A 21183-nucleotide genomic window follows, 5' to 3' on the forward strand; every position below is an offset into this window, starting at 1 on the left:
GTCCGTGTTCGGAGCGGCGGGGTCACCGCAATGTGATTCCACACCCCGTCGAACCGGGCGCTCAGTGTAGTGGTCCCTTAGACATGGAGGCGCAAGCCATGACCATAGAGGCTCGTATTCGCGAACTGGGTAATCGGCATCGCACGCTGGACGAGACCATCCAGCAGGAGATTCGACGACCTTCCGCGGACCCGACACGCCTCAGGGAGCTGAAGCAGCGAAAGCTGCGGCTCAAGGAAGAGATCACCAGTCTGGAAGCCCGAACGCATTGATCCAGACGGCGTAACGCCAAAAGGACAACGGCCCCGCAAGAGCGATCTTGCGGGGCCGTTTTGCATTTCGGGGGCCGTGAGCGTCTTAGTCTCGCGAGCCGAACACCGACTCGGCCGTCGGTTCGGCGCCGGAGCCGTAGTCTTCCTCCTCGGCCTCATAGGCGGGAGCTTCGGCCTCGACCTCGGCCTCGACGGGCTGGAGGGCGCCGCCGCCGGCCTTGGCGTCGTCCTTGGCCTTCTTGTCGGCGGCCTTGCGCACGACTTCGTCCAGCTGCAGCTGGCCGGTCAGGCCCAGGGTCACCGGATCGACGGGCTTGATGTTGGCCGAGTTCCAGTGGGTGCGGTTGCGCACGCTCTCGATGGTGGCCTTGGTGGTGCCCAGCAGCTTGGCGATCTGGGCGTCGGTCACCTCGGGGTGGTTGCGGACGAACCACATGATGGCGTCCGGGCGGTCCTGACGGCGCGAGACCGGGGTGTATTTTGGACCCGACTTGGCCGGCTTCAGCAGTTCGGCGTGGCGGCTGACCACGGCTTTCATGCGGTAGTTTTCGTCGTTCTGGGCCTTGTCCAGCTCTTCGCGGGTCAGCTGGCCGTTGACGATGGGGTCGGCGCCGCGGATGTCGCGGGCCACGTCGCCGTCGGCGATGCCGCGCACCTCCAGCGGGTGCAGGCCGCAGAAGTCGGCGATCTGCTCGAACGAGAGGGAGGTGTTGTCCACCAGCCAGACCGCGGTGGCCTTGGGCATCAGGATGTCGGTCATGGGGCGTGCGTCCCGGCGGTTGCGGCCCGGAAAACGGGCGTTTGAATCGACGGCGCCCGACCTTTTCGGCCGGGCGCGATAGCCTCCGTATAAGGGATTTCGCGGCAAATGAAAACGTCGTCTGTCGCCGCCATACAGCAAAGGTTCATCCTGCTCGGTGAACATTGGCCGCCAAGGCGCGTTGTGCGCCAGCAAGCAGCGAAGGAGACAATCATGAACAGGCTGGCGATCGCAGCGGCGGGTTTGGTCCTGGCGGCGGGCGGCCTTGGCGCGGTCGGCGTCAACTCGGCCGAGGCACAGGCCCAGGCGCGCGGCGCCCCGCGCGGCTCCTATGCGCAAAGCTGCACGGGGGCCTATGTCAATCAGGGCCGTCTTTATGCCGATTGCCGCGACATGCGCGGAAACATGCGCGAGACGTCGATCGAACTGGCGCGCTGCTCCAGCAGCGACATCGCCAATGATGACGGCCTGCTGGTCTGCCGTGGTCACCGCGGCGCCTTTGAAGACAACCGTCCCGGCCGGCCTGGCCGCCCGGGCGGCGATCGTCCCGGCGGGGGCTGGGGCCCCGGTCAGGGCGGCGGTTGGGGCCAGTCGTCGATCACCGTCTATCGGGACGCCGACTATCGCGGCCAGTCCATGAGCTTCCGCGACGAGGTGCCGAACCTGCGCCACATGGGCATGAACGACGCGATCAGCTCGATCCGTCTGTCGCGCGGCTCCTGGGAGGTCTGCGAGGACGCCAACTTCCGGGGCCGTTGCGAGATCGTGCGCGGCGACATGCGTGACCTGCGCAACACCGGGATGAACGACCGGATCTCGTCCTTGCGGCCCGCCCGAGGCGGCGGCCGCTACTAAGGACGGGCGCGTCCAGGAATCGGGGCGGGAGGTTGCGGCCTCCCGCCTTTTTTCTGGGCTGAGGGGATGAGGGCGCACATCGCCGAGGGAGCGCAGGAGACCCGGCGGCGTCTCCTGCGCCCTTATGGGAACCAGCCTGCCTCCACCCCCACCCAAACCTCCCCCCATCGAGGGGGAGGGCGCTTACGGCACGAGCACGATCTTGCCGACGTGGGCGCCGGCTTCCAGGCGGGCGTGGGCGGCGGCGGCCTGGTCCAGGGGGAAGGTCGCCTCGACCTGGGGGCGGACGGCTCCGGCGACGATCCAGGGCCACACCCTGGCCTCGACGGCCGCCGCCAGGCGCGCCTTTTCTTCGGCTGGTCGGCTGCGCAGGGTCGAGCCGGTCAGGGTCAGGCGCTTGACCATCAGCCGGGCCAGGTCGATCTCGGCCCTGGCCCCCGTCAGGGTGGCGATCACCACCCAGCGGCCGCCCGTTTTCAGCGCCTTCAGGTTCAGATCGGCGTAGGCGGCGCCGACCATGTCCAGCACCACGTCGACGCCGCCCTCGGCCTTGATGGCGGCGGCCAGGTCGTCCCGGGTCGCGTCCAGGCTGACGTCGGCGCCCAGGGCGCGGGCGGCCTCGGCCTTGGCGGCCCCGCGCGAGGTGGCGATGACGCGGGCGCCGGCCGCCTTGGCCATCTGGATGGCCATGACGCCGATGCCGCTGGTGGCGCCGTGGATCAGCAGGGTCTCGCCCGCCTTCAGCCCGCCGCCCTCGAAGACGTTGGCGAAGACGGTGAAAGCGGTCTCGGGCAGGGCGGCGGCCTGGATGAAGTCGAGGTCGTCGGGAATCGGCAGGGCGCAGCGGGCGTCGACCACGGCGTGCTCGGCGTAGCCCCCGCCGCCCAGCAGGGCGCACACCCGGTCGCCGACGGCCCAGCGCGCGGCGCCGTCGCCGACTGCCTCGACCTCGCCCGCGACCTCCAGCCCCAGGATGTCCGAAGCGCCCGGCGGGGCCGGATAGCGGCCCTCGCGCTGGACGATATCGGGACGGTTCACGCCCGCCGCGCGCACGCGGATGCGGATTTCGCCGGGTCCGGGCGCGGGCAGGGGACGCTGCGCCGGGCGCAGGGCTTCGGCCGATCCCTGGCCGCCGTCGATCTCTATCACCCGCATGGTGGGGTTGGGCGTCATCGCCATGGCCGGCTCCCTCGCTTGCATTCCGTATCAATGCGGCGTTTTCATAGGGGTTCGCGAGGGCTGTGGCCAAGGAGGCGAGGATGAGTTTCGAAGATCTGGAGCCGCGGCCGCGGCGGGGCGAGGCCATCGCCGCCTTGGGACGCGAGGACCTGGACCTCTACGCCGTGGACGAATTGCAGGAGCGAATCGCCGCCCTGGAGGCCGAGATCGCCCGCGCCCGCGCGGCGATCCAGGGCAAGTCGTCGCAGCGCAGCGCCGCCGACGCCCTGTTCAACTTCCGCTGACGACATCCTTTGGGGGCCGTTTGGCCCTGGCTCTCCCGTGTGTTCGCGTTCCGTGGCATGACGATTGCAGATTCCGTCCGTGTGAGTTCCAGCGGACGCATGACAATCATGGATAGACCCCGGTGACAGCCATCGAAGCCGATCAGACCCAGAAGGGCCTCGCCAGCGCCGAAGTGCTGGACTTCGCGCGCTCGGAGCTGTTCGAGCGCACCTTCCGCGAGGGGATGGAGCTGGTCGAGGAGACCGCCGCCTATCTGGACGGCGACGGGCGGCAGGATTCGCGCCTGCTGTCGCGCGCGGCGGCCCTGGCCTATGCGGGCGAGAGCATGAAGCTGACCACGCGCTTGATGCAGATCGCCTCCTGGCTGCTGGTGCAGCGCGCCGTGCGCGAGCAGGACATGAGCGCCGAGGCCGCCGCGGACCCGCGCTATCGCCTGGCCGACCGCCGCATGGAGACGGAGCCGCGCCGCCACGACCTGCCCATCGCCCTGATCGAATACGCGGTCCGGGCCGAGAAGCTCTACGACCGGGTGCTGCACCTGGACCGCCAGATGTACGTCGAGCCTGCCGAGGCTCCCGCCAACCCGGTGCAGAGCCAGATGGACATGCTGAGGGCGGCGTTCGGATAAGCCTTCTCCTCCCCACCCAGTGGGGAGGTGGATCGGCGGCGCAGCCGACGAGACGGAGGGGTCGCTTGGTGGCCGCTGTCCTGGCTTCTCAGTCGCCCGATTCCGCCGTCCAAGCCCCTCCACCGCTACGCGGTCCCCCTCCCCACCCAGTGGGGAGGAGAAAAGCAGGCCCCTACGGCGTCACTTCGTCCGGGTCGATCGGGGCGTCGGCCACCACCTGGGGCAGGTTGACGGCGATGCCCAGGGCCTCGGCCAGCTTGGCGTCGCGTTTATAGACGTCCTCGCGGAAGGCGACGCGGCCCTGGCCGTCGACGAAGGCGGTCCAGTAGAGCAGGCGCACGCCGATGTCGCGGCCGGTGGTCACGCGCTTGGTCTCGCTGCTGGCCTGGGCCTCGTCGAAGGTCGCCAGGCGCGCCGGGTCGGGCGACAGCAGCAGGCGCGCGAACTCGACGGCGCCCTGCACCCGCACGCAGCCGTGGCTGCGCTGGCGCACCGACAGGTCGAAGGCGTGCTTGGCCGGGGTGTCGTGCAGGAAGATGGCGTAGCTGTCCTGCAGCTCGAACTTCACATAGCCCAGCGACGACTGGGGCCCGGCGCGCTGCACCACCCAGCCGTCCTTGGTGACGTACATGTCGTTGGCGGCCAGATAGCCCGGGCCCTTGGGCAGAATCTCGCGCCGGGCGATGCCCATGGGCACGGTCCACGGCGGATTGGCCACGACCGAGGCGAAAGGGCGCTCCAGGCTGGGCGTCTGATTCTCGGCCGTGCCGACGATGACGCGGTTGGAGTGAACCGGCTTGCCGTCCTTCCAATAGACCATGATGGCGGCGGCGGTGTTGACCTCGATCCGCTCCGGGTTCAGCTCGCGCTTGAGCCAGCGACGGCGCTCCAGGTTCAGGGCGATCTGGCGGGCGCGATCCTCGGCCGTGGCGGTCAGGGAGCGCTGGGTGGCCGGGCCGACGCGGCCGTCGACGCCCAGGCCGTGGCGGGTCTGGAAGCTGCGGACCGCCTGCTGAAGCTCCGAGCCGTAGGCCAGGTTGCCCTTCAGCCGCTCGGCGGCGGCGGCGCTGAGGTCGCCCTCGGCGGCCAGACGGGCGACCAGGGCGGGGATGCGCGCGTCGCTGGTCCCCGGCTCGATGGTCGGGCCCTGGCGGAAGGCGGGCCAGCCGCCCTGGCGGGCGATGCGGCGATAGCGGGCGTAGCCGGCGGACAGGTTCGTGTAGCCCAGATCGGTCGGCGCCAGGCCGTCGAACCATTGGCTGAGCTGGTTGGCGGCCACGGCGTCGACCAGGCCGCGCGGCAGGTCGACGCTGTTCTTCTGCATCTCCCAAAGCTCCTCGACCGTCTCGGGCTGGACGCGGCCCTGGGCCAGGACCCGGGCGTAGGCCAGGGCGGCGGCGGTGGTGCGAATCTCGGCCGTGTCCCGGTCGGCGGCCAGGCCGACGAAGTCGAAGAAGTCCCCGGCGGGCAGGCCGTGGCGCTCGGCCCCGGCGGCGATTTCCTGCAGAACGCGCAGGCGCTCCGCGGTCCAGATCGGCTTGCCGCCGGTCAGCTGATAGACGGCGCGGACGTCAGCCTGCTGGTCGGCGGGCAGGCGGGCGGCCTGGGCGTCGAAGCCGGCGATGAAGACCTGGGGGTCGACGGGCCGCGTCTGCGCCAGGGCCGCCGAGGCCGCCCCCAGGCTCAGGGTCGTCGTGGCGACGCCAAGGCCCAATTCCCGTCGATTCATGCTCTGCAACTCATACGGTCCGAAATCGGCCGGACCCTGCGCCCGCGCCCAGAAAGATCGAACGCGCTCATATTACCGGCGATCCGGGCAACAAAAAAGCGCCGGCCCGGAGGCCGACGCTTTTGTGGCGAACGTGTCGCACAAGCCTTGGCTTACTTCTTGAGGAAGCCGCCGAACTTGTTGGTGAAGCGCGAGACGCGGCCGCCGCGGTCCATCAGGTGCTGGTTGCCGCCGGTCCAGGCCGGGTGCGACGTCGGATCGATGTCCAGGTTCAGCGTGGCGCCTTCCTTCCCGTAGGTCGAACGGGTCTGGTAGGAGGTGCCGTCGGTCATCACAACAGTGATGAAGTGGTAGTCGGGGTGCGTGTCCGCTTTCATCGATCTGGTCCGTCTCTGCGCGACGACGATGCCGACCGTCACTGCGCGTAATTAGAGAATCCCGCCGCGACAGGCGACGGGAGCGAGGGGCGGCGTTTACACCGAGGGGCGTTCCGGGGCAAGAGCGCGGCCATGACCCATGCTGATCCCCAACGTCATGCCCAGCCTTCCGGCCGGCCGAGCGGCCGTCCCGGCGCCGGCGCCCTTCTGGCCGAACAGATGGACGAGGCCGGAGGCAAGCGGGCCAAGAGCCGCAACATTCGCCCTCTGGGCCGCCTGCTGCCCTTCCTCGCGCGACACAAGACGGACGCGGCCATCTCGGTGGTCTGGCTGCTGGCCTCGACCGTGGCGTCCCTGGGCCTGACGGCGACGGCGCGCGGCGCCATCGACCAGGGCTTCGACAACGGCGGACAGGACATCAATCTGTGGTTCCTGATCCTGGGGCTGAACGCGGTGGCGCTGGGGCTGGCGACGGCCCTGCGCTACTTCTACGTCACCAAGACGGGCGAGCGGATGATCGCCGACCTGCGCACGGCCCTGTTCCAGCGCATCCTGACCCTGGACCCGGTTTTCTTCGCCCATATGCGGACGGGCGAGGTGCTGTCGCGCCTGACCACAGACGTCCAGTTGGTCGACACCCTGCTGACCACCTCGATCAGCTATGCGCTGCGCAACTTCCTGACCCTGATCGGCGGGGTGATCCTGCTGTTCTTCGTCAGCCCCAAGCTGACGGGCTTCGTCCTGCTGATCGTGCCGGTGCTGATCGTGCCCCTGTTCCTGTTCGGGCGCATCGTGCGCAAGCTGACGGTGAAGTCGCAGGACACCTTCGCCGGGGCCGTGGGCTTCGCCGGCGAGAGCGTCGACGCCATCGAGACCGTCCAAGCCTTCGGTCGCGAAAAGAGCGCCATCGGCCGTTTCGGCGCGGCGGTGGAAGAGGCCTTCGGCGTCTCCCTGAAGCGGATGCGGGCGCGGGCGGTGATGACCGCCATGATCATCGTCGTCATGTTCGGCGGCGTCACCCTGGTGCTGTGGCTGGGGGCGCAGGACGTGATCGCCGGAACCATGACGCCGGGCGCCTTGCTGCAGTTCGTTCTGCTGTCGGTGTTCGCGGCGGGCGCCGTGGGGGCGCTGGGCGAAAGCTGGGGCGACGTTCAGAAGGCCGCCGGCGCCATGGAGCGGATCGACGAGCTGATGCGCGCCACGCCCGCCATCGCCCCGCCGACGAACCCCGTCGCCCTGCCGCAGCCGCCGCGCGGCGAGGTATCGATGTCGGCCGTGGACTTCGCCTATCCGGGGCGTCCCGACCTGCCGGCGCTGAAGGGCTTCAGCCTGACCGTGCGGCCGGGCGAGACCGTAGCCCTGGTCGGGCCGTCGGGGGCGGGCAAGTCGACGGTCTTCCGCCTGCTGCTGCGCTTCTATGACCCGCAGTCGGGCCTGGTGTCGGTGGACGGTGTGGACGTGCGCGCCGCCGATCCGGTCGAGGTGCGCAACCGCTTCGCCTGGGTGTCGCAGGAGGCGCCCTTGTTCTCGGGCTCGGCGCTGGAGAACATCCGCTTCGGCCGCGAGGCCGCCACGCTGGAGGAAGCCCGCGCCGTCGCCGCCGAGGCCCAGGCCCTGGGCTTCATCGACGCCCTGCCGGAAGGCTTCGACACGCCGTTGGGCGAGCGCGGCAAGAGCCTGTCGGGCGGCCAGCGCCAGCGTCTGGCCATCGCGCGGGCCCTGGTGCGCGAGGCGCCGATCCTGCTGCTGGACGAGGCGACCAGCGCGCTCGACGCCGAGAACGAGCGTCTGGTGCAGGCGGCGCTGGATCAGGCCATGTCCGAACGCACCACCCTGGTTATCGCCCATCGTCTGGCGACCGTGCTGCGCGCCGACCGCATCGTCGTTATGGACGGCGGCCGGGTGGTCGAGGAGGGGACGCACGCCGAACTGACTGCCAAGGGCGGGCTGTACGCGCGTCTGGCCAAGCTACAGTTCCAGGGGACGTAAACGTTCTCCTCTCCATGCAATGGGGAGGTGGCGCGGAGCCGTAGGCGACGTGACGGAGGGGCCGCTTGGTTCCGCGGTCCCGGCCCCTCCACCGCTTCGCGGTCCCCCTCCCCATTGCATGGGGAGGAAAGGCGTCAGCGCGCGTTTACGGCAATCGCAGGAAAATCGCTGAACACCGCATCGACGCCCAGCGCGTAGATCGTCTTCAGCCACCCCGTCAGGTCGCCGTGGTCGGCGGGCGCTGCGCCCCTGCGATACTGCGCGGGCAGGAACAGGTTCTCGGCCCGAAAAGTCCAGACCACGACCTTCAAGCCCGCCGCATGGGCGTCGCCCGTTAGGGACGAGGCGGCCAGCGCGCGACCCGCGTCATCGCGCGGTACGACCATCAGATCCTGCACCCCGATGGCGTCAGCGTAGCGGGCGACTTCGGCCAGTCCCCTCGGCGTCGCCATCTCGGCATAGGCCGCGCCGGGCCGGTCGGCGGGGCCGCCGCTCGATTGCATCAATTGCAGCAGCGGCGCGTCGATGCGCGCCGCCAGCCGCTCTAGAGTCCCGACCTCGAAGCACTGAATCAGGACGGGTGCGTCCGCGCCGGTCAGACCGTGGCGCTCCAGCGCCGCGACGAAGGCGTCCTCCATCGGCAGGTTCAGGGCGGCGAAATGGCTGGGGTGCTTCAGCTCGGGCGCGACGCCGATGACGCGGCCGATGCGGGCGCTGGCGTCGCGGGCGATGGCGACGACCTCTTCGAAGGTCAGGATCGGCTCCTGGCCGTCGAAGGCGGCCGAGGCGGGGCGCAGGGCGGGCAGACGCTCGCGAGCGCGCAAGGTCTTCAGTTCCGCCAGGGTGAAGTCTTCGGTGAACCAGCCGGGGATGGCCACGCCGTCCACCTCGCGGGTGGTGCGGCGGGCGGCGAACTCGGGGTGGTCGGCGACGTCGGTGGTTTCGCCGATCTCGTTCTCGTGGCGGACGACCAGGTGGCCGTCGCGGGTCATGACCAGGTCCGGCTCGATGAAGTCCGCGCCCTGTCCGATCGCCAACTCATAGGCGGCGCGGGTGTGCTCCGGCCGCTCGCCCGAGGCGCCGCGGTGGGCGATGACGGTAGGCTTGGCGGAGGGAGCGGACATGGCCGGTTGGCTCGACGACAGGAGGACGGCGGTCAGGATGGCGGCGATCATGCGCGAAGGGTAGGGGCCGGGCGTGACAGGCGCGTGATCGCGTGACCCTCTCCCGGCGGGAGAGGGCTTGAGCGCACGGCGGCGCAGCCGTCGTTCTTGCGCGAAAGGGTGAGGGGCTGAGGTATCCGTTCGAGCGCCGAGTGACGGCTAACGCCGACTTGGCCGGCGAACCCTCACCCTTTCGCCGTAGCCAATCGCTCCGCTCTTGGAGGCTCAAGCCCTCTCCCATCGGGAGAGGGGTGTATGCCTTACGCCTCGCGCAGGATCTTGCGCAGCTTGGCCTGGATGTCGGCGTTGCCGGCGACGATCTGCTTGCCGGTCATCGGGTCGCCGTCCTGGTCGATGGTGGTGACGACGCCGCCGGCCTCGGTGACCAGCAGGATGCCCGCCGCCACGTCCCACGGCTGCAGGTTGCGCTCGAAGTAGGCGTCGTAGCGGCCCGCCGCGACCCAGGCGAAGTCCAGCGATGCGGCGCCCAGACGGCGGATGCCAGCGACGCGCTGGCCCACGGCGTGGATGTCCTTGATGGCCTGGCCGTGGCCCGTCTTGCCGATGAAGGGCAGGCCGGTGGCGATCAGGCTCTCGGCCAGGTCCTTGCGGCCGGCGATGCGGATGCGCTGGTCGTTGAGGTAGCAGCCCTTGCCCTTTTCGGCCCAGAACATCTCGTTCATGACCGGGTTGTAGGTGACGCAGGCCACGATCTCGGACGTGCCGTCGGGGTGCTTGCGCTCCAGGCCCACCGTGATGGCGAAGTGGGGCATGGCGTGCATGAAGTTGGTGGTGCCGTCGATCGGGTCGACGATCCAGGTGTGGGTCTTGTCGGTGCCCTCGATCATGCCGCGTTCCTCGCCCAGGAAGCCGTAGCCGGGGCGGGCCTTCAGCAGCAGTTCGAACAGGGTCTGTTCCGCCTTGATGTCGGCGGCGGTGACGAAGTCGCCGGGGCCCTTGCGGGACACCTGGAGCTGGGACACCTCGCCGAAATCCCGGAGCATCGGGCGGGCGGTCTTGCGGACGGCGTCCATCATGACCTGGAGCAGGGCGGAAGCGAGGGCCATTGGCGGTTCTCCTGATCCGTCGATCCTCAAAAGGCCTGTGGCCCGGATGGACGGAGAAGCAAAAGGGGCGCGGACCATCCGCGCCCCTGTAGTCTTAACTTGCCCGACCTTGGCCGGGAAAGGCGGTGTTTTTTAGTCCGCGCGGCGGACGTATTCGCCGGTCGAGGTGTCGACGACGATCTTCTCGCCCGCCGACATGAAGGGCGGGATCATGACGCGGATGCCGTTCGAGGCCTTGGCCGGCTTGTAGGACGACGAGGCGGTCTGGCCCTTCACGGTCGGCTCGGTCTCGACGACTTCGAGCACGACCTGTTCCGGCAGCTCCAGGCCGATCGGACGATCTTCGTGCGACTCGATGACGACCTTCATGCCTTCCTGCAGGTAGGGGATGCGGTCTTCGCCGACCCAGCCCTTTTGCAGTTCGATCTGCTCATAGGACTCGTCGTCCATGAAGACGAGGGTGTCGCCGTTGTCGAACAGGTAGGAGTAGTCGCGCTGCTCCAGGGTGACGCGCTCGACCTTGTCTTCCGAGCGGAAGCGTTCGTTCAGCTTGTTGCCGGTCTCGAGGTTCTTGGCCTCGACGTTGGCGAAGGCGCCGCCCTTGCCGGGCTTGACGTGGCTGGCCTTGGTGACGACCCACAGGCCGCCATTGTGTTGCAGGACCATGCCGGGCTTGATGGTGTTGGCGTTGATTTTCATGGAGAACCGTAGGGCTCGTTGCAGGGCTGGCGGGCGCCTGCCGCCGGGGCGGGGCGCTCCAAATCGCCGCGAGCCCTAGAGGATACGGGCAAAAAGGGCAATGGCGGGGGGCGCAAGGCGGCCGCTTCTCCCCGACGCCGTCATGCCCGGACTTGATCCGGGCATCCAGCAAGCGGGGCCGGGAAGGATGTGCTGTCAAACGGCAGTGCGGCTGGATCGTCGGGTCAAGCCCGACGATGACGGCACGGAAGGTGAGGGGGCCTCAGCCGCCCGTGGCGGCGCCGTCGGTGGTGATTTCCTTCATCGCCGACTGCAGATAGTTCTGCGCGCCCATCAGCTTGATCAGGCTGTGCTGGTTCTCGAGGAAGTCGACGTGCTCCTCGGTGTCGGCCAGGATCTTCATTAGCAGGTCGCGGCTGACGTAGTCGCGGGCTTCCTCGCACTGGGTGACGGCGTCGCGCGTCGTGGCGCGGCTGTCGATCTCGAGCTGCAGGTCGGCGCCCAGGCATTCGATCGGGTCCTCGCCGACCTTGAGCTTGTGCAGGTCCTGCAGGTTGGGCAGGCCGTCCAGGAAGAGGATGCGCTTGATCAGCATGTCGGCGTGCTTCATCTCGCCGATCGATTCTTCGTAGATGACGTTGCCGAGGTGGCTGAGGCCCCAGCTCTCGAACATGCGGGCGTGCAGGAAGTACTGGTTCACCGCCGTCAGCTCGTTGGTCAGCACCGCGTTGAGGGTGCGGATGATCGCGGGATCGCCCTTCATGGTCGTGTCCTTCAAAAAGCGGCGGCGGAGACGGCGTCGACGCGACGCCGGGACCTCTCGACCGCCCGTGACGACCTTTATAGCACGGCTTGAACGCCGTTGATTATTTGCGAGTTCTTATCACTGCATTGATAATGCGAGTGAAATCCGCTTTCAAAAGCGCGTTTATTCGGCCGCGATGGCGAAGGCCGTCTGCTGCTCCTGGATCATCTGGCGCATTTCGCAGACGCATTTGGCGCACTGGGGCGCGCACTGGTGGCTGGCGAAGATGTCCTTGGGACGGCTGGCGCCCGCCTCGATGGCGAGGGCGACGTCACGCTGGCGAAGACCGTTACAGTTGCAGACGTACAAGGCAGGGTCCCAAAGAGAACGCTGAGAATGGCTCGCTATAGCATTTATTAGGGCGGGTGCAAATCATTCTCATAACCGTCGCCGTGCGCCGTCGACATTGACGGGGGCGAGCGCGGAGGGCAGGGCGGGGGCATGGCTCGTCAACCGCAAATTCCGTCCCGCCCGGCCTGTCGGCTGTATCTGATCACCCCGCCCGCCATTCCCGACCTGGAGGCCTTTGCGGCTGACTTGGAGGCGGCCCTGTCGGCGGGCGACGCGGCGGCCCTGCAGATCCGGCTCAAGGACGTGCCGGACGCCGAGATCGTGCGGGCGGTGGAGCGGCTGGGGCCGATCTGCCGGGCGCATGACGTCGCCCTGATCCTGAACGACCGGCCGGACCTGGCGCGGGCGACCGGCTGCGACGGGGTGCATGTGGGGCAGGACGACGCCTCCCTGGCCGAGGCGAGGCGCATCATGGGGCCGGACGCCATGATCGGCGTCACCTGCCACGACAGCCGCCACCTGGCCATGGAAGCCGCCGAGGCGGGCGCCGACTATGTGGCCTTCGGCGCCTTCTTCCCGACCGGGACCAAGGAGGTCGTCCACCGCGCCGAGCCCGAGATCCTGACCATCTGGCAGGAGACGATGGAGGTCCCTTGCGTCGCCATCGGCGGGATCACCGTCGAGAACGCGGCCGGACTGGCGGCGGCGGGCGCGGATTTCGTGGCGGTCAGCGCGGGGGTCTGGGCCTATCCGCAGGGACCGGCGGCGGCGATGCGGGCCTTTGACGCCGCCCTCGCGGGCGCGGCCTGACTTCAGAGGATGTTTAGGAAGGTGGGGCAGGGTCGGTCGGCAGTTTCGCACACCGGACCCGACCATGACGATGAGCCGCGCGCTCGAAAGGACTGAAGCCGTCGCGGAGCCGACGGGCCAGGCGCCCGTTGCGGCTCCGGCGCCGCAGGCCAACTCGACCTTTTTCCGCCAGCCCCTGGCGCCGATCCTGACCGCCATGGGCGTGACGGTTCTAGTGGTGCTGGCCATCGGGTTCGCTCGCACCAACGGCTTGGTCGCAGCCTTGTGGGGAGCGGGCGGGCTGGCCCTGGCGCTGTGGCTGCGCGGCGGTCGCGGCCTGGCCTATGACTGCGGCTTCGGCGTGCTGATCGCGGCGGGCGTGCTGGCGGGCGAATTCCTGGTCGGCAACGGCCCGGCCCTGTCGCTGATGTTCACGGTCGCCAACCTGATGGAGATCGCCCTGGCGGTGGTCTTGACGCGGCGGCTGGTGACCGGCCTGCACGTCGACAGCGTCGAGGGCCTGGCGCGATTCCTGACCATCTGCGCCGTGGCCCCCCTGCCGGCGGCTCTGTTCAGCGCGGTGGCGCTGGACATGATGGTCGGCGCCGACCTGCTGGATTCCCTGCGCATCTGGTGGACGGGTCACGCCCTGGGCTTCGCCGTGCTGGGGGTTTTCGGCCTGACGCTGCGGCGATCGCATATGCGCATCCTGCGCCGACCGGTTCGACTGGCCGAGGGCCTCTTCCTGATCGGGATGATCGTCGCGGCCTGCTACGCCATCTTTTCCCGCCTGAGCCTGCCCTACGGCTTTCTGCTGCTGCCCTTGCTGGTGATCATGGCGGTGAGGTTCCGGGTCATCGGGATCGCCTGGGCCCTGCTGATCGTGGCGGTCATGGCCATCGGCGGGACCATGGCCGGGAACGGCCCCTATTACAGCTTCACGCCCGAGGAGCGGGCCCTTCTGGGGCAACTTCTGGTGCTGCTGGGCTATATGCCGATCGTCATGGTCGCGGCCCTGCTGGAGGAACGCGATCGCCTTACCGAGCGGGCCCGCGAGGGCCGGGCGCGCGCCGAGCGCGCCTCGGCCGCCAAGTCGCGCCTGCTGGCCAACGTCGCCCATGAGATCAAGAGCCCCATCGGCGGGGTCATCGGCATCGGCGAGCTGTGGGCCGGCGGCCAACTGGGCGCGACCACCCCCAGCCAGGTCGAGATGGCGCAGATGCTGGTCAAGACGGCGCGCCAGGTCGAGGCCCTGACCCATGATCTGCTCGACGTGGCGCGGGCCGAGGCCGGGGCGGTCAAGGTCGACCTGCGGCCCACGGAGGTAGTGGGCGTGCTGGAGGACGTGCGCCGCAGCCTGCTGCTGAATCCGGACGCGGCGGCGATGAGGATCGAGGTCGTCGCGGTCGGCGACGCCCTGGTGGCCCGAGCTGATTCCCAGCGACTGACCCAGGTGGTCGGCAACCTGGCCAGCAACGCCGTCAAATACGGCGCCTCGGGCGGGCAGGTTCTCCTGCGCGCGGCCTGGCGCGGCGACCGCGTGCGCATTGATGTCGTCGACCGGGGGCCGGGCCTGTCGGTCGAGAAGCAGGCCCAGTTGTTCGAACCCTTCAACCGTCTGGGCCTGGAGCGGTCGACGATCGAGGGGCACGGCGTCGGCCTGACCCTGGCCAAGCGGCTGATCGAGCTTCAGGGCGGCGAGATCGGCGTGGTCTCGGCTCCGGGCGAGGGCGCGACCTTCTGGGTGGAGTTGCCCGGCGCCTGACGCCGCGGCTTGACCGGGCAGGGCGGGCGCCGCCAATGTCGCGGCCATGAAAGCCGCATTCGCCGCCGCCCTGACGCTGATCGCCGCGCCCGTCGCTCTGTCCGCGACCGCCGCTGCCGCCGCTCAGCAGGATTCCGCCGAGCGCGCCCGCATCGAGGAACTGACCCGCCGGTTGAACGGGGGAGCCCCAGCCGCCGCGCCTTCCCCGTCCGCCGCCGCGCCGTCGGCGGGGGCTTCCCCGGCCGCCCCGCCGCCTGCGGCGCCGGCCGCATCGACCCCGCAGACGGCTCCGGCGGCGCCGGCGATCGAGCCCAGGGCCCTGAGCGCCGCGGATCGCGCCGCCTTGCCGTTCCGCATGGACCTGCCGACGGGATTCCAACTGGTCGAAGGCCGCGCCGCACCGGGCGCGCGCATCTATTCGGCGCGCAAGGCGGGCAAGACCTACCTGATGATCTACGCCGGGCCGTCGTCGCAGTTTCCCATCTATGACGGAGAGCGGGTGACGGCGGGGGGGCGGGTCTCCGTCGTGACGCCGCAGGGCGAGCGTCGGGTGGCCATGGAACACCTGTTCCAGCGCTCGGGCGACCCGGCCGAGATTCACGTCTGGCTGATGAGCCTGGAGGGCGCCGAGCGCGACGAGGCCGAGCGAATCGCCCAGACGGTGGACCCGAAATAGGGCCTAGTTCTCCGACCAGACCGCCAGTTCGTTGCCGGACGGGTCGCGGAAGTGGAAGCGCCGCCCGCCGGGGAAGGCGAAGATGGGGTGGGTGATCACCCCGCCCGCCGCCTGGACTTTCGTCTGCATGGCTTCCAGGTCGTGGGCGTAGAGGATCGGCAGGGGCTTGGGCGTCATGGCGTCGTGGGCGAAGCCGCCGTCCAGCCCTTCGTTGAAGGCCGCATAGTCCGGGCCGTAGTCCTGAAAGCTCCAGCCGAAGGCCTGGGCGTAGAAGGCCTTGTGCGCGACGAGGTCGGTCGCGGGCAGTTCGAGGTAATCCAGCTTGCCGTCTTCGCGCATGGCGTCTCTCTCCGAAGCAGTTGCGAACGCTGGCACGACGAGCGGCTCCGCGCAAACCTGCAAGGGTTTGCATGGGGACGGCGCCGAGCCCGCAAACGAAACGGGCGCCGGCCGAATCCGACCGACGCCCGCGTCTGATCTCAATGGACGGCGGGGATCAGTGCGCCGTCTGGGTCTCGCCCGCGCGCCACACGCGATAGCGGACATCGACGTCCGACGGGGCGTAGACCACCACGGGCAGGCGCGAGTTGTAGCGGATCAGCGGCTGTTCCTGCGTGGCCACGAAGGCCTCGTGCTCCGAGCCGGGCGGGCAGCCCATCAGGGTGCTGGCGGCGTTCCCCAGGGCCGGCAGGACGTAGTAGTCATAGCCCCAGCCCTCGGCCGTGCGCGTCTCCAGACGGCCGCCGAAGGCCTTGCGGTTGCAGTCCACCGTCTGGGTCTTGCCCAGGATCAGTTCGACCTTGAGCGCGCTTTCGTCCGTCTGAGCGGGCAGGGTGATGACGTGGCGGGTCTGGCCCGCCGTCGCGGCCGGGAAGGCTTTCAGGGCGTCGGCGGCGCCGGCCTGGGCGACGGGCGAGGATTCCGACATGGCGCCCTCGGCCTGGGCCGTGGCGCAGGCGGACAGGCTGAGGGCGGCGACGCCGACGAAGAGAAAGGCGGGCAGTTTCAAGGGGGAGGTCTCCACGGCCAAGGTTAGCGTGACCGCGGAGAACGCCACATGATCAGGGCAGTTCCACGGCCATGGCCACGGCTTCGCCGCCGCCGATGCACAGGGAGGCCACGCCCTTCTTGCCGCCGCGCGCCTGCAGCGCCGCCAGCAGGGTGGACAGGATGCGCGCGCCCGAGGCGCCGATGGGGTGGCCCAGGGCCGTCGCGCCGCCGTTGACGTTCAGCTTGGCGCGGTCGATGCCGAGCTCCTGCTGGGCGATCATGGCGACGACGGCGAAGGCTTCGTTGACTTCCCACAGGTCCACGTCCTCGACCGACCAGCCGGCCTTCTTCAGCGCCTTCTGCATGGCGGGGACCGGGGCGGTGGTGAACAGGCCCGGCTCATGGGCGTGGGCGGCGTGGGCGACCACGCGGGCGACGATGGGCAGGCCCAAGGCCTTGGCCGTGCTCTCGCGCGTCATGACCAGGGCGGCGGCGCCGTCCGAGATCGAAGAGGCGTTGGCGGCGGTGATGGCGCCGTCCTTGGTGAAGGCGGGGCGCAGCGTCGGGATCTTGGCGGCGTCGGCCTTGCCGGGCTGTTCGTCCTCGCTGACCGTCACCGGGCCCTTGCGGGTGGCGACTTCGACCGGGACGATCTCGGCCTTGAAGGCGCCCGAGGCGATGGCGGCCTTGGCGCGCGTCAGGCTCTCGATGGCGTATTCGTCCATCTGCTCGCGGGTGAACTGATACTGGGCGGCCGCATCCTCGGCGAAGACGCCCATCGCCTTGCCGGGGGAATAGGCGTCCTCGAGGCCGTCCATCATCATGCTGTCGACGATGACGTCGTGGCCGATGCGGGCGCCGCCGCGGTGCTTGTTCATCAGATAGGGGGCGCCGGTCATGGACTCCATGCCGCCCGCGACGATGACTTCGGCCGTGCCGGCCAGAAGGGCGTCGTGCGCCATCATGGCCGCCTGGAGCCCTGAGCCGCACATCTTGTTCACCGTCGTCGCCTCGACGTGCTTGCCGAGGCCTGCGCCGATGGCGGCCTGACGCGCCGGGGCCTGACCCAGGCCGGCGGGCAGGACGCAGCCCATGAAGATTTGCTCGACCTTTTCAGGCGCGACACCTGCGCGCTCGACGGCGGCCTTGACCGCGACGGCGCCCAGGTCGGTGGCCTTCACCGGCGACAGCGCGCCCTGGAAGCCGCCCATGGGCGTGCGGGCGAAGGAGCAGATGACGACGGGATCGGCGGCGGCGGTCATGGCGGGCGTTTCCAAAGTGAATCGTTTCGCGGGGGATTAGGGGAGGCGAAGGGCTGCTGGCAAGCGGCGCGGCCTACAGCAGCTTGCGGCGCTGGCGGGCCAGGGCCAGGGGGCGGCCGTCGGCGCCCCAGGCGACGGCCTCGTCCACTGACCAGCCCAGGCCGTGGTCCAGCAGGCGGTATTCGAAGAAGGCCCAGCCGTCGGGCGCGGTGTGCGGCGTCGGGTCGGCCAGGAAGTCGCAGCGCAGGTCCACCGTCGTCATCATCGGCGGGGCCTTGAACGCCGTCCAGGCGGGCGGATAGAGGGCGTCCAGCAGGTAGCACATCCGCAGCTCGTCCAGCGGCGCGCCGTCCTTCACCCGCATCCACACGCGCTCGACGACGGGCTTGCCCTCGTTGCCGCCCAGGATGTTGGGGCCGTTCTCGAAGCGATAGTCGACGAATTGCGAGAAACGCGGGGCCATGGGGCCGCTGACGCCCGGCGCGTCGGCCAGGGACGCCAGCGAGGGCGGCGGGGCGAGCAGGGGCGTCAGCGCCGCGGGCGTCTGGCCGTCGGCGCCGTAGGTGGCGCTGGCGTGGTGGGTCAGCTTCGAGCCCTGGCCGCCCTCGACCACGGCGTAGGCCACCTTGCGGCCGCCGCGCAGCAGGCGCGGACGGAACTGCAGCGGCTGGCCGTAGCGGGCGGCGGCCAGATACTGGACCGTCAGGCTGCGCAGCGGCGCCGCGATGCCCAGCCCCTGCCGCATGGCGCCGGCGCACAGGGCCGCCAGCAGGCCGCCGAAGGGAAAGCCCGCCTCGGGCGGAGCGCTGACCGGGCCGTTGGAGAAGTCGCCTGACAGATGGGCGGCCAGGACGCCTTCCTCCTCGGGCGTGAGGCGGAAGGCGGCGCGGATCAACTCGGCTTCGGTCATGACTCAACATCGAAAAGCGGAGGCGGAGCCTGCGACGGCGCCGCCTCCGAGTCGAGGGAAGGACACGGCCGGGGCGGGTCATGTCCGTATTGAATAGAAACTGACTGACTCCGTCGCGATTGGCAACCCTTGTCAAAAGCCTGACGTGGGGTCACTTTCCGTCGCATGGGACGCACCGCCGACTATTCGCGCCAGAGCTGCTCGGTCGCCGCCACCCTCGAGGTGATCGGCGACCCGTGGACCATGCTGGTCATCCGCGACGCCTTCAACGGCGTCACCCGCTTCGAGCAATGGCAGGAACGGCTGGGCGTGGCGCGCAACGTCCTGGCCGCGCGGCTGAAGTCGTTGGTGCGTCACGGTGTGCTGGAGCCGCGCCCCTATTCCGAGCGTCCGCCGCGCAACGAATATGTGCTGACGGCCAAGGGCAAGGACCTGTACGGCGTCCTGGTCACCCTGAACGCCTGGGGCGCCAAGCATGTGTACGGCGAGGAGCCGTCGGGCATCATCCTGCGCCACAAGACCTGCGGCCACGACCTGCAGCCCCGCATCGCCTGCGGCTGCTGCAACGAGATGGTCCGCCCGCGCGACGTCGAGGTGGTCTTCGCCGAGAACCGCGCCACGGTGGGCGAGGTCATGCCGGGCAAGGACGACGCGGCGTAAAAGGCCGCCGGAGATTCAACCTCGCGTGACCTGATCAGGCCAGGACGGCGGTCGTCGACTGGATGAAGCCGCCGCCCAGGACGCGCTCGTCGTCGGCCTGGTCGTAGAGGACGCAGGCCTGGCCGGGGGCGACGCCTTCCTCGCCCTGGTCGAACACGACCTGGACCGCGCCGTCCTGGAAAGCCAGGCGGGCGGGGGAGGGCTGGCGCGTCGAGCGGACGCGGGCCAGGACCGGGGCGCCGTCGCGGGCGGCTTCCTCGATGGTGGCCTGGTCGCCCAGCCAGTTGGTTTCCTCCAGCGTCAGGCTGGCGGTCAGCAGGGCTTCTCGCGGGCCGACGATGACCTGGCGCTTTTCAGGGTCCAGCTTGACCACGAACAGGGGCTCGCCCACGGCGACGTTCAGGCCCCGGCGCTGGCCGATGGTGTAGTCGGTGATGCCCGAGTGGCGACCCAGCACCCGACCATCCATGTGGACGATGTCGCCGGCCTCGCGGCCCTGCGGCCGCAGACGGTCGATCAGGGTGCGATAGTCGCCGGTCGGCACGAAGCAGATGTCCTGGCTGTCCGGCTTGGCCGCGATGCGCAGACCCAGCGACGCGGCCACGCCCCGCACCTGGGGCTTCTCCAGATCGGCCAGGGGGAAGCGCAGATAGTCCAACTGATCCTGCGTCGTGGCGAACAGGAAGTAGGACTGGTCGCGCGAATGATCGACCGCCTTGCGCATCTGCGAGCGGTTGCCGTGCGTCGCGCGGCGGACGTAGTGGCCGGTCGCCATCGCCTCAGCGCCCAGATCGCGGGCGACGTCCAGCAGGTCGCGAAACTTCACCGTCTGATTGCAGCGGATGCAGGGGACCGGCGTCTGGCCCTTCAGATAGGAGTCGGCGAACTGGTCGATCACCGCGTCCTTGAAACGGCTTTCATAGTCGAGGACGTAGTGCGGGATGCCGATCGTGTCGGCGGCCAGGCGGGCGTCGTGAATGTCCTGGCCGGCGCAGCAGGCGCCCTTCTTCTTCAGCGCCTCGCCGTGGTCGTAGAGCTGGAGCGTCACGCCGACGACGTCATAGCCCGCCTTGTGCAGCAGGGCGGCGACGACGGTGGAATCCACCCCGCCGGACATGGCGGCGACCACGCGCGCGCCCTGCGGCAGGCCCACGGCCTGTCGCACGCTCTCGATCGCGGCGTCCATGTCGGCTTGCGACATGGGGGCGATGTCGGGAACGGGGCAGAGGATGTCGTCGGTCAGGGCGTCCATGGTCATCGCCGCCATTTAGGCCTTAAGGCGCGCGATTTCGAGGCCTGGCGGCCGAGGGATGGCGACTTGTGGTTCCGTCCGCCTCCACCTTGACCAAGAAACGGAACCAATGCGGGGCGGAATTTTGAGAACGAAGCACCTGGGTGTGACCGAAGGCGATGGCTTTTTCGGCCTGGCCGCAGGGCGGAGGCGGAGCGTTCACGATCTCGCATTGCGTGGCGGGGGCGTCGTTCGCACCAAGGCATTCCAGCCAGACGACGACCTCTTGCGGCGTGCAGGAGGAGGCAGGACGAGGGCTCGCGCACCCGGCCATCAGCGCCAGGGCGCTTGCGATGATCAGGATCGGCGGTTTCATTCCTCCCCCCAGACATGAAAAAGGCCGCTCCATCAGGAGCGGCCCGTGATCATGGGTCAAGCCGAAGCTCAGTCCCGGTAGCTCTGGATGCGCGTGGTGCGCAGGCCCTGCATGCCCCATTTGTCGATGGCCTTCTGCCAGGCCATGAACTCCTCCGCCGTCAGGCGGTATTTCGCCAGGGCGTCTTCCAGGCTGATCAGACCGCCGCGCACGGCGGCCACCACCTCGGCCTTGCGGCGGATGACCCAGCGGTTCGTTTCCGGCGACGGAAGGTCGCGCAGGGTCAGGGGCGTGCCCGTCGGGCCGACCACGTACTGTTCGCCGTTATTGTTAAGGCGTCGCTCTTGCAGCATGGGCTTTAAGCCTCTTTCACCACCACCATAGACGCGCAGGCTAGGCCCGCCCCCGCTAAGGGGCGTTTAAGC

The 21183-nt window shown here is 69.4% G+C and carries 25 protein-coding genes; 9 read left to right on the top strand and 16 right to left on the bottom strand.

The annotated features are described in order from the left end of the window. Positions 1-98: 98 nt before the first annotated feature. Positions 99-272, top strand: coding sequence for a YdcH family protein (locus tag D8I30_RS09140; RefSeq protein WP_121482471.1), 174 nt, complete (start codon positions 99-101; stop codon positions 270-272). Positions 273-357: 85 nt separating this feature from the next. Here D8I30_RS09140 and D8I30_RS09145 read toward each other — a convergent pair whose 3' ends face one another. Continuing rightward, positions 358-1032, bottom strand: coding sequence for a DUF1013 domain-containing protein (locus D8I30_RS09145; RefSeq protein WP_121482472.1), 675 nt, complete (start codon positions 1030-1032; stop codon positions 358-360). 213 nt (positions 1033-1245) lie between these two features. Between D8I30_RS09145 and D8I30_RS09150 the strand changes: the two genes are divergently transcribed. Further along, on the top strand, positions 1246-1887 hold the full coding sequence (locus D8I30_RS09150; protein WP_121482473.1) for a beta/gamma crystallin-related protein: 642 nt from the start codon (positions 1246-1248) through the stop codon (positions 1885-1887). Between the two features lie 183 nt (positions 1888-2070). On the opposite strand, the gene D8I30_RS09155 is transcribed toward D8I30_RS09150, so the two are convergent. Then, positions 2071-3042, bottom strand: a complete 972-nt coding sequence (locus D8I30_RS09155; protein ID WP_121483474.1) for an NAD(P)H-quinone oxidoreductase — start codon at positions 3040-3042, stop codon at positions 2071-2073. Positions 3043-3146: 104 nt separating this feature from the next. On the opposite strand from D8I30_RS09155, the gene D8I30_RS09160 reads away from it, so the two are divergent. Continuing rightward, the gene (locus D8I30_RS09160; RefSeq protein WP_121482474.1) at positions 3147-3350 is read left to right on the top strand and encodes a DUF1192 domain-containing protein; all 204 of its coding nucleotides are present in this window, start codon (positions 3147-3149) and stop codon (positions 3348-3350) included. Positions 3351-3574: 224 nt separating this feature from the next. Continuing rightward, entirely contained in the window at positions 3575-3979 is a 405-nt protein-coding gene (locus D8I30_RS09165) for a DUF1465 family protein (protein WP_240387391.1), read from the top strand. Between the two features lie 172 nt (positions 3980-4151). Here the strand turns inward: D8I30_RS09165 and D8I30_RS09170 are convergent, their stop codons facing one another. Together D8I30_RS09170 and rpmE are read right to left on the bottom strand one after the other, a co-directional pair. Continuing rightward, positions 4152-5708, bottom strand: a complete 1557-nt coding sequence (locus tag D8I30_RS09170) for a L,D-transpeptidase family protein (RefSeq protein WP_121482475.1) — start codon at positions 5706-5708, stop codon at positions 4152-4154. Positions 5709-5860: 152 nt separating this feature from the next. Beyond that, on the bottom strand, positions 5861-6085 hold the full coding sequence (gene rpmE / locus D8I30_RS09175) for a 50S ribosomal protein L31 (protein ID WP_121482476.1): 225 nt from the start codon (positions 6083-6085) through the stop codon (positions 5861-5863). Between the two features lie 132 nt (positions 6086-6217). On the opposite strand from rpmE, the gene D8I30_RS09180 reads away from it, so the two are divergent. Next, positions 6218-8074: an ABC transporter transmembrane domain-containing protein gene (locus tag D8I30_RS09180; RefSeq protein WP_121482477.1), complete on the top strand. Its 1857-nt coding sequence runs from the start codon at positions 6218-6220 to the stop codon at positions 8072-8074. Between the two features lie 134 nt (positions 8075-8208). Here D8I30_RS09180 and D8I30_RS09185 read toward each other — a convergent pair whose 3' ends face one another. The 5 genes from D8I30_RS09185 to D8I30_RS09205 all read right to left on the bottom strand — a co-directional run bounded on the left by D8I30_RS09185 (position 8209) and on the right by D8I30_RS09205 (position 12117). After that, the gene (locus D8I30_RS09185) at positions 8209-9249 is read right to left on the bottom strand and encodes a glycerophosphodiester phosphodiesterase (protein WP_121482478.1); all 1041 of its coding nucleotides are present in this window, start codon (positions 9247-9249) and stop codon (positions 8209-8211) included. A 248-nt stretch (positions 9250-9497) separates the two neighbouring features. Beyond that, positions 9498-10304 carry an inositol monophosphatase family protein gene (locus D8I30_RS09190; protein ID WP_121482479.1) on the bottom strand — a complete coding sequence of 269 codons (807 nt, stop codon included), beginning with the start codon at positions 10302-10304 and terminating at the stop codon, positions 9498-9500. A gap of 132 nt (positions 10305-10436) precedes the next feature. Further along, the gene (efp, locus tag D8I30_RS09195) at positions 10437-11003 is read right to left on the bottom strand and encodes an elongation factor P (protein ID WP_121482480.1); all 567 of its coding nucleotides are present in this window, start codon (positions 11001-11003) and stop codon (positions 10437-10439) included. Positions 11004-11265: 262 nt separating this feature from the next. Then, positions 11266-11766 (bottom strand): bacterioferritin, encoded by a 501-nt coding sequence (bfr, locus tag D8I30_RS09200; protein WP_121482481.1) that lies wholly within the window; start codon positions 11764-11766, stop codon positions 11266-11268. A 165-nt stretch (positions 11767-11931) separates the two neighbouring features. After that, positions 11932-12117, bottom strand: coding sequence for a (2Fe-2S)-binding protein (locus tag D8I30_RS09205; RefSeq protein ID WP_121482482.1), 186 nt, complete (start codon positions 12115-12117; stop codon positions 11932-11934). A 132-nt stretch (positions 12118-12249) separates the two neighbouring features. On the opposite strand from D8I30_RS09205, the gene thiE reads away from it, so the two are divergent. The 3 genes from thiE (at position 12250) to D8I30_RS14575 (ending at position 15329) form a co-directional block, all read left to right on the top strand. Beyond that, positions 12250-12909 (top strand): thiamine phosphate synthase, encoded by a 660-nt coding sequence (gene thiE / locus D8I30_RS09210; RefSeq protein ID WP_121482483.1) that lies wholly within the window; start codon positions 12250-12252, stop codon positions 12907-12909. A gap of 64 nt (positions 12910-12973) precedes the next feature. Further along, positions 12974-14653, top strand: coding sequence for a sensor histidine kinase (locus D8I30_RS09215; protein WP_121482484.1), 1680 nt, complete (start codon positions 12974-12976; stop codon positions 14651-14653). 46 nt (positions 14654-14699) lie between these two features. Continuing rightward, entirely contained in the window at positions 14700-15329 is a 630-nt protein-coding gene (locus D8I30_RS14575) for a hypothetical protein (protein ID WP_205570686.1), read from the top strand. A gap of 3 nt (positions 15330-15332) precedes the next feature. Here the strand turns inward: D8I30_RS14575 and D8I30_RS09225 are convergent, their stop codons facing one another. From D8I30_RS09225 to D8I30_RS09240, 4 genes are all read right to left on the bottom strand, one after another. Next, positions 15333-15668: a VOC family protein gene (locus D8I30_RS09225; RefSeq protein ID WP_121482485.1), complete on the bottom strand. Its 336-nt coding sequence runs from the start codon at positions 15666-15668 to the stop codon at positions 15333-15335. A 157-nt stretch (positions 15669-15825) separates the two neighbouring features. Further along, positions 15826-16338, bottom strand: a complete 513-nt coding sequence (gene eco, locus D8I30_RS09230; RefSeq protein ID WP_240387200.1) for a serine protease inhibitor ecotin — start codon at positions 16336-16338, stop codon at positions 15826-15828. A 52-nt stretch (positions 16339-16390) separates the two neighbouring features. Next, positions 16391-17581 carry a thiolase family protein gene (locus tag D8I30_RS09235; protein WP_121482486.1) on the bottom strand — a complete coding sequence of 397 codons (1191 nt, stop codon included), beginning with the start codon at positions 17579-17581 and terminating at the stop codon, positions 16391-16393. Between the two features lie 73 nt (positions 17582-17654). Next, complete coding sequence (locus D8I30_RS09240; protein WP_121482487.1) at positions 17655-18491, bottom strand: acyl-CoA thioesterase; 837 nt, start codon at positions 18489-18491, stop codon at positions 17655-17657. Positions 18492-18656: 165 nt separating this feature from the next. On the opposite strand from D8I30_RS09240, the gene D8I30_RS09245 reads away from it, so the two are divergent. Continuing rightward, entirely contained in the window at positions 18657-19151 is a 495-nt protein-coding gene (locus D8I30_RS09245; protein ID WP_121482488.1) for a winged helix-turn-helix transcriptional regulator, read from the top strand. Between the two features lie 34 nt (positions 19152-19185). On the opposite strand, the gene mnmA is transcribed toward D8I30_RS09245, so the two are convergent. The 3 genes from mnmA to D8I30_RS09255 all read right to left on the bottom strand — a co-directional run bounded on the left by mnmA (position 19186) and on the right by D8I30_RS09255 (position 21111). Further along, positions 19186-20352 (bottom strand): tRNA 2-thiouridine(34) synthase MnmA, encoded by a 1167-nt coding sequence (gene mnmA, locus D8I30_RS09250; protein WP_162938927.1) that lies wholly within the window; start codon positions 20350-20352, stop codon positions 19186-19188. Between the two features lie 73 nt (positions 20353-20425). Next, on the bottom strand, positions 20426-20758 hold the full coding sequence (locus tag D8I30_RS14430; RefSeq protein ID WP_162938849.1) for a hypothetical protein: 333 nt from the start codon (positions 20756-20758) through the stop codon (positions 20426-20428). A 68-nt stretch (positions 20759-20826) separates the two neighbouring features. Beyond that, positions 20827-21111, bottom strand: a complete 285-nt coding sequence (locus tag D8I30_RS09255) for a DUF1153 domain-containing protein (RefSeq protein ID WP_121482489.1) — start codon at positions 21109-21111, stop codon at positions 20827-20829. Positions 21112-21183 lie beyond the last annotated feature (72 nt).

Origin of the sequence: Brevundimonas naejangsanensis (assembly GCF_003627995.1) — a bacterium.
GTDB lineage: Bacteria > Pseudomonadota > Alphaproteobacteria > Caulobacterales > Caulobacteraceae > Brevundimonas > Brevundimonas naejangsanensis_B.